Below are 7,465 nucleotides of genomic sequence, written 5' to 3' on the forward strand. Positions count from 1 at the left end.
CGCCGCTGGATAGCCGCCAACTCAGTATTCATCAGGAGTGAAGTATGTTTGAAAGCTTGGGAAGAATTCAAAATCCATTCGTCAGAAGTTTAACCGCAGCATTTACAACTCTCTCGGTGATTACCCTCACTTCTGCGATCGCAATTGGTGTAACCAAGTCGAAAGACGAATCTGCCTATAAGACAGCCGTATATGCGTCTTTCATTGGAGCAGGGTGTGGTGCATTGTTTGGCTTTGCTTCTAAAAGTAAGGGGAATCAGCGAACTGCCCAACCCACTCAAACCACCGACAGTACCATCTGGAAAGACTGGCGCAACTTTGTGGTTGTTCGCAAAGTCAAAGAAAGTGAGGAAATTACGTCCTTCTACTTGCAGCCAGAAGATAAGGGCGACATTCCCAACTTCCAACCAGGGCAATTTTTGACCATTAAGCTGGATATTCCCGGACAGGCAAGATCGGTGATTCGTACCTATTCGCTATCGGACTATCCCGAACCTTGCGATTATTACCGTTTATCGATTAAACGGGAACCGATGCCCCCAGGATTAGATGTGATGCCGGGAATTGCATCAAATTTTATGCATGATCAGGTTCATGAAGGTTCGGTGATTCCAGCAAAACCACCCAGCGGTAAGTTTATTCTCGATGTGCAAAAGGCTATACCTGCGGTGCTAATCAGTAATGGTGTTGGTATTACACCCATGATGAGTATGGCAAAAGCGGTGGCTCGTCTCAATCCAAACCGTCCTCTCTGGTTTCTACATGGTGCGCGTGATGGCAGCTTCGATGCCTTTCGAGAAGAGGTGGATGCGATCGCAGCACAAAATCCCAATCTAACGGTTCATTATGCCTACAGTCGTCCGAGAGGGGAAGATACTGGTTATTACCACAGTACTGGCTATGTGGATATTGACTTAATTCAATCCTTGATTATACAAGAAGCAGAGTACTTTCTATGCGGCTCGCCCCCATTTCTAGAATCGATTCGCGCAGGCTTGAAAGAGGTCGGTGTACCTGAAAGCCGAGTCTTCTTTGAGATGTTTACAAAGGCAAGTAAGACAGCCAGCGATCGCCCAATTGCTGAAGTGAATGATGACAATGTTGAAGCAGCGGAAATTGTCTTTGCCCAATCGAATCAAACAATTACCTGGCAAACTGATGCCGATAGCATTCTGGATTTTGCCGAAACCAATGGTTTGAACCCTCCCTACAGTTGTCGTCAAGGAATCTGTGGCACTTGCGAGTGCAAAATTCTAGAAGGTGAAGTGGAGTACCAAACAATGCCCACAGCAACTGTTGAGGATGGTTCGGTACTGATTTGCATCTCTAAACCCAAAACCTCAAAAGTTGTCCTTGATTTGTAGGAGTAGGTTTAGACAAACGAGTTGCGATCTGGCTAGATGCTTGCCAAACCTCCTACTCTTACTTCGTGGATGCGGGTCAAACCTATACAGGCAGGTTGCCGCTAGATGGCGTTGGGCATCAGGTTGGCACCTGTCGGTTTGGCGGCGACCCCACTACCTCAGTGCTAGATCTGAATTGCTGCACCCATGATATTGACAACCTCTACATTACCGACTAGAGCTTCTTCTGCTCCAGTGGCGTAGTGAATCCAACTTTGACCATTATTGCCAATGCCCTACGAATTGGAGAGCATCTCATTGATCGCATGAAATAGAACAACGATTAATTAACGGAGTAAAAACAATGAACGAATGGCAGGCGATCGCTAAAATTCCCCCCGATGAATTAGTAGAAAGTAGGCTGCAACTGCATTATGCCATCCAGTTTATTGCAGCTACAGGCGCGGCATTGGCAGAACCGCTCCCGGACTACAGCCATACTAGTTTGGCATGGCATCCGGTTTTAGAAGTGTTTGTTGGCTCTGCCATTCAAGCAGCAAAGCCGTTTCAAGTGGCACTTGATCCAGTCAGCCTCACATTAATTGTGTTGGATCAGCAGAGTGAAACGATCGCCTCTTTCCCATTGCCTGAAAAAACAATGGCAGCAGGGCTGAGCTGGCTTCAACAAGAGCTTTCTCAACTGGGTGTCGATGCCAGCAAGATTGTGTTTTTGGATTATCCACATGATGACTTTCCCGATCATCCCCTTGCCCACGGTGCGGATTTTGATGCCAGTCAACCATTGGTCTTAAGCGAGTTGACAAACTACTATGCCAATACTGATCTGCTCTTTCAGGCAATCATTGCGACGACAGAGGATGCGACTGCTGCCCGGATCTGGCCGCATCACTTTGATATGGCAACGCTGATCATGCTTCCCGGCACTAAAAACGGTAGCCCGCTCACCGTCGGAGTGGGATTATCGCCCGGAGACACCAGTTATCACGAACCGTATTGGTATGTGTCTCCTTACCCCTATCCAGACGCAGTCAGCCTGCCTGCCCTTGACGGTCATGGTTTTTGGCACACTCAGCATTGGGTTGGGGCTGCACTGCCTGCTTCTCGACTCGCTGAGTCTGTCAGTGCTGAAGCCCAACAGCAGCAGGTTGAGGTGTTCTTACATACTGCATTGAGTACATCAATCGCTCTCCTCAAGCCCGAATCGTCTGCTGAGGTTTGAAGATGCCTACACAACTCACTAAAACATTCAAACGATCGCTCCTCGCTGCGGTTGCCTTTGCAGTGATTGTTGCGGCATCGCAACTTCAGGCAGGCTCCCAAACACCTCGGCAGCGCGCCGCCAGCTTGACTCAATTAGCTCAACGACAGACAGTGCAGAACACTGTCATTGCCGTAGAATCCGTGGGCATGACGGTTTCAGATATGGATCAGGCAGTCGATTTCTACTCCAATGTCTTATCTTTTAAGAAAGTTGCAGATGTAGAAGTTTTGGGTACAGAGTATGAGCAACTGCAAGGACTATTTGGAGTGCGGTTACGGGTCGTTAAGCTGCAACTAGGCAATGAAGTGATTGAGTTGACGGAATACCTGACACCAAAAGGGCGACCGATTCCCATTGATTCGCGCAGTAACGATCGCTGGTTTCAACATATTGCGATCGCGGTGAGCGATATGGACAAAGCCTACCAACACTTACGCAAATACAAAGTGCAACATGCGTCTACCGCTCCCCAACGCATTCCTGACTCCAATCAAGCTGCCGCAGGCATTCGCGCCTTTTATTTCAAAGATCCGGATGGACACAATTTAGAGATTATTTATTTTCCACCGGGAAAGGGCGATCCAAAATGGCAGAAAGCAACGAATCAGCTATTTTTGGGTATTGACCATACCGCGATCGTGGTCTCTAACACCCAAGCCAGCCTCAAGTTCTACCGGGATTTGCTTGGTTTCAAAGTGGCAGGGGAAAGTATGAACGCTGGCACCGAGCAGGAGCATCTCAACAATGTGCAAGGCGCACGACTGCACATTACCGGGTTACGCTCTCCCGGTGGACCTGGCATTGAGTTTTTGGAATACCTGGAACCGAAGGATGGACGATCGCTCCCTACGGATGCCAAACCGAATGATTTACTACACTGGCAAACGACGCTGGTGGTGAAGGATGTAACGGCGATTGCCGATCGGTTACGGCTCAATCAAACCACCTTTATTTCTCCCAGTGTTGTCACCCTTCCTCAGCAAGCATTAGGCTTCAGAAAAGGAATGCTGGTACGCGATCCAGACGGTCATCCGCTGCGTTTGGTTGAGAAGACCGATATGCTAAAGTAAAGCCATCGCCAGAGAAACCAGCCATGACAGTCACAACAGTTAAGTGGAGTCTGGATGACTATCACCGCATGATTGCAGTAGGCATTTTAGCCGATCGGCGGGTAGAACTGCTGAACGGAGAAATTGTTGAAATGGCAATTGAAGGCGAACCCCATGCCTACTCTCGAAATGAGGCAGATGAATATCTCACAGAGGTGCTAGGAAGCCGCGCTAAGGTTCGTCAGGACAGCCCGATTACGCTACCCAACGACTCAGAACCAGAACCAGATATTGCGATCGTGCAACGGCTGGGACGCGAATATCGATCGCACCATCCCTATCCTGAAAATATCTTTTGGCTGATCGAATATGCTGAGTCTTCGTTGGAAAAAGATTTAGATGTCAAAAGTAAGATCTATGCCGAGGCTGGTATTCCAGAATATTGGGTTGTAAATTTGAAAGCAATGCAACTCATTGTGTTTCGCGATCCGCAGAATGGTGCATATGCCTCCCAACAAACCCTCATCAGTGGAACAATTAACCCACTGGCTTTCCCTGATTTGGCGATCGTCGTTGAAGCTATCTTAAATCCCTAGCGATCGCAATCACTGGACTTAGACACCTTCTGTTACCAACCATTATGTTCAAAGTTCCGGTGCATTGCGGTTGCTAGCCTACTGAGGCTATTTTTGTAAGTATCTCCGGAAAACAGGACTATATTTATAGTGTGTCGTTTCATCCTTTAATTTTATCCTCAGCTCCAAACATTTCTGGACTGTCTAGGATGAGCAGAATCGCAGTTGATACCTGATTATTGCTAAATCCCAACTCCTGTGCAATGACTTTATGGATGTTCTTTGGCCAGGGTTGTTTAGGCAGCCTGTTTGCAATTTCAGTTACCTGTTCGTCAGTTAAGGAGCATTGAAATCCTTTGCTTAAAATTACTCTTTCTTGAATGGCGAGAAGTTTTTTATTTTCAAGTCTTTTTAATTGTTCTGTGTAAGCACATACATCTGATGTTGCTCCTGCCAAAATCAATGTCAACTCTGTATCGGTTCCAATCCTAAATTCAATGATTTCGTCCAGAAGAAAATCTCTATTATTTAGAGTCACTCTATATTCAGGATCAAGAATAAGAGTTGCTTTTTCTTCAATGTTCGTTAACTCAATTTTGACCCGGTAGTTTCGAGGGTTATAGTTAGCTTTCCTGGCTATTTTGGAGAGCCTAATAACTTCTGATTCAATGTACGATGCAAAATTCTCAATAGTCCTCAATGCGTCGAGAAGATAATCTTCTGAGATTTCAAGTTGTGCTGAGGTATCAGAATACTTATGTCGATAGTAAGCATCAGTTTTGCCAAGCCGATGAACAAGTAAGTGCCGCCTATCATGCATTTCTTCAAGTTTTTTAAGCGCAATAGATGATTTGCTGAAGTCTATTTGTAATCGTTGTTGATAAAATTTTCTCATTTCAAGAAAGCCCTGATTTTGCAACCTCCGGCATTCTCGCTGGATCAATTTAGCCCATATTTCAGTGATTGAATCTGCGCTTAAAAGTTCTCCGTAATTAAACTCGACCTTTTCGTTTCTGTTAAAAAGGTCTTTGCGCGACATAAACAATGTTTTCACAGAATCAATTAAAAATACTTCGAGAGAAGAGATGACCCTGACAAAAATAACCTCTCTAACTTGTTTTAAGTATCGTCTCCCTAAGAATTTGTGAATTGTATAGCCATTTGGAATATTGTATTTCTTGGAGTTCGATGTACTTATGATGGGTTCGTCAAAATTTCGACTTCCATCTTTTTTCTCAATCTTTAAGCTTTTTATAGCTATTTTGGCAGAATAAAAACTTGAGAAATAAAGACTTTGAAGCTGAGAAAATTCTGCTTGAAGTTTGACTAATGCCATTCTTATCTATCTGAAAAGAGCTTTCAATAAAGTAGGCTAACGATTAATAGACGGAAAGTTTCCGCCTAAGATCTCACAGTGGGTAGATAGGCAGAATGATTCGGCATAGCACCCCAAATCTAGCGCTCAGGTAGAATCTTTCCGTATCGTACCCTGCTGAAGGTGGATAGGCAGAATCTTTCTGTATAGTTTCAGGTTTACTACGGACGCGATCGCATGTGCTATTAAACGCACCGTGCACTACTCCTCCACACTTGTTATGCAAGAGCGCCCAAAGAAATTGCTCGATCAGGAATGTTGGCATAAGCGTGATGGTGATGTTGCCGACTGCTTTCGATTAACAAGCCGCCTTTATCTGGTCCAGAATGGAACATCATCTCTTTACCAAGATTGACCTAACAGAATTGTTTTCTTATTCAGGTTTCAGCCTGCTCTCAGAGCATTCTGAGGATCGCCCTCGATACTCCAATGAGTGCTCCCAGCGAGGTGGTTCGTCATGTGTATTGAATTTGGGCGAGAAATTTGCGGTGACCTTAGCCATGCAGAAACACGCGAGTGGATTGTCACGAATGGGATGGGTGGCTATGCGTCTGGCACGGTTGCTGGATTACTTACCCGTCGCTATCACGGCTTACTGGTAGCCGCCTTGAAGCCACCGCTGGGTCGCACCTTGCTCCTAACTAAGCTGGATGAAATGGCATTGTATGACGGGCAAGCTTACGCCCTTTATACCGATCGTTGGGCAAATGATATTGTTGCGCCCCAGGGTTACCGACACATTGAGCGCTTCACCCTAGAAGGGACAATCCCAACGTGGCGCTTTGCTTACGCGAATGCTCTAGTGGAAAAGCGAATTTGGATGCAGCAGGGAGCAAACACCACCTATGTTCAATACACACTCAAGCGTGCGACCCAACCGCTGACACTGACGCTGAAAGCCTTGGTCAATTATCGTGACTACCACGGTAGCACTCAAAGTAATGGCTGGGGGATGAGCATTGATCCGATTAGTCAGGGAATTAGCGTGATTGCTTATCCGGATGCAACACCGATTTACCTATTGAGTGATCGCGCCACGGTAACCCCAGCGCACAACTGGTATTACAACTTTGAGTTAGCGATTGAGCAGTATCGGGGATTAAGCGATCGCGAAGATCACCTGCACGCCGCCACCTTTGAAGTCACGCTTCATCCGGGCGAAGCCGTGACGTTTGTTGCCAGCACCGAAAAGCAGCCCAACCTGGATGGAGAAACAGCACTCAAATTACGCCGTACTCAAGAGCAACGGTTGATCAATCTGTGGAAAGGCAATCAACCAGGCAATGGCAATCATGGCAACACACCAGCCTGGGTCAATCGTTTGGTGTTAGCGGCGGATCAGTTCATCGTCGATCGCCCGCTACCGGATGAACCGAGTGGCAAAACCATCATTGCAGGCTATCACTGGTTTGGGGACTGGGGGCGCGACACGATGATCAGCTTACCGGGGTTGACGATCGCCACCGGACGAGCCGAAATTGCTCGCGCCATTCTTCGCACCTTTGCCAATTATGTTGATCAAGGAATGTTACCCAATCGTTTCCCCGATGCCGATGAGCAACCGGAATATAATACGGTCGATGCAACCCTCTGGTATTTTGAGGCGCTTCGCCTTTACTACAATGCCACAGACGATGATGAGTTATTACGAGAACTGTTCCCGGTGCTAGCAGACATGATCGATTGGCACTGTCGCGGCACTCGCTACAACATTCACTTGGATTCAGCCGACGGCTTACTTTACGCGGGCGAAGCAGGGGTGCAATTGACCTGGATGGATGCCAAAGTGGGTGATTGGGTCGTGACACCACGCATTGGTAAACCGATAGAGATCAATGCGC

At 46.8% G+C, this 7,465-nt stretch carries 6 protein-coding genes and 1 pseudogene; 6 read left to right on the forward strand and 1 reads right to left on the reverse strand.

Going from position 1 to position 7,465, the window contains the following annotated elements; translation table 11 throughout:
• Nucleotides 1-44: 44 nt before the first annotated feature.
• The 5 genes and pseudogenes from JOY44_RS28855 (at nucleotide 45) to JOY44_RS28875 (ending at nucleotide 4,270) form a co-directional block, all read left to right on the forward strand.
• On the forward strand, nucleotides 45-1,364 hold the full coding sequence (locus JOY44_RS28855) for a 2Fe-2S iron-sulfur cluster-binding protein (protein ID WP_171576861.1): 1,320 nt from the start codon (nucleotides 45-47) through the stop codon (nucleotides 1,362-1,364).
• A gap of 98 nt (nucleotides 1,365-1,462) precedes the next feature.
• Nucleotides 1,463-1,678 (forward strand): annotated as a pseudogene (locus JOY44_RS28860) (GMC family oxidoreductase); the annotation flags it as partial.
• Nucleotides 1,679-1,707: 29 nt separating this feature from the next.
• Nucleotides 1,708-2,583: a hypothetical protein gene (locus JOY44_RS28865; RefSeq protein ID WP_171576862.1), complete on the forward strand. Its 876-nt coding sequence runs from the start codon at nucleotides 1,708-1,710 to the stop codon at nucleotides 2,581-2,583.
• Between the two features lie 2 nt (nucleotides 2,584-2,585).
• Entirely contained in the window at nucleotides 2,586-3,695 is a 1,110-nt protein-coding gene (locus JOY44_RS28870; RefSeq protein WP_171576863.1) for a VOC family protein, read from the forward strand.
• 23 nt (nucleotides 3,696-3,718) lie between these two features.
• Nucleotides 3,719-4,270 carry a Uma2 family endonuclease gene (locus tag JOY44_RS28875; protein ID WP_171576864.1) on the forward strand — a complete coding sequence of 184 codons (552 nt, stop codon included), beginning with the start codon at nucleotides 3,719-3,721 and terminating at the stop codon, nucleotides 4,268-4,270.
• Nucleotides 4,271-4,409: 139 nt separating this feature from the next.
• On the opposite strand, the gene JOY44_RS28880 is transcribed toward JOY44_RS28875, so the two are convergent.
• The gene (locus JOY44_RS28880; protein ID WP_171576865.1) at nucleotides 4,410-5,585 is read right to left on the reverse strand and encodes a hypothetical protein; all 1,176 of its coding nucleotides are present in this window, start codon (nucleotides 5,583-5,585) and stop codon (nucleotides 4,410-4,412) included.
• A gap of 496 nt (nucleotides 5,586-6,081) precedes the next feature.
• Between JOY44_RS28880 and JOY44_RS28885 the strand changes: the two genes are divergently transcribed.
• Nucleotides 6,082-7,465, forward strand: a 1,384-nt coding sequence (locus JOY44_RS28885; RefSeq protein ID WP_171576866.1) for a glycogen debranching enzyme N-terminal domain-containing protein, incomplete at its 3' end; no start/stop codon positions are given.

This window comes from Leptolyngbya sp. Cla-17 (assembly GCF_016807185.1).
Taxonomy (GTDB): Bacteria; Cyanobacteriota; Cyanobacteriia; order Leptolyngbyales; family Leptolyngbyaceae; genus ULC077BIN1.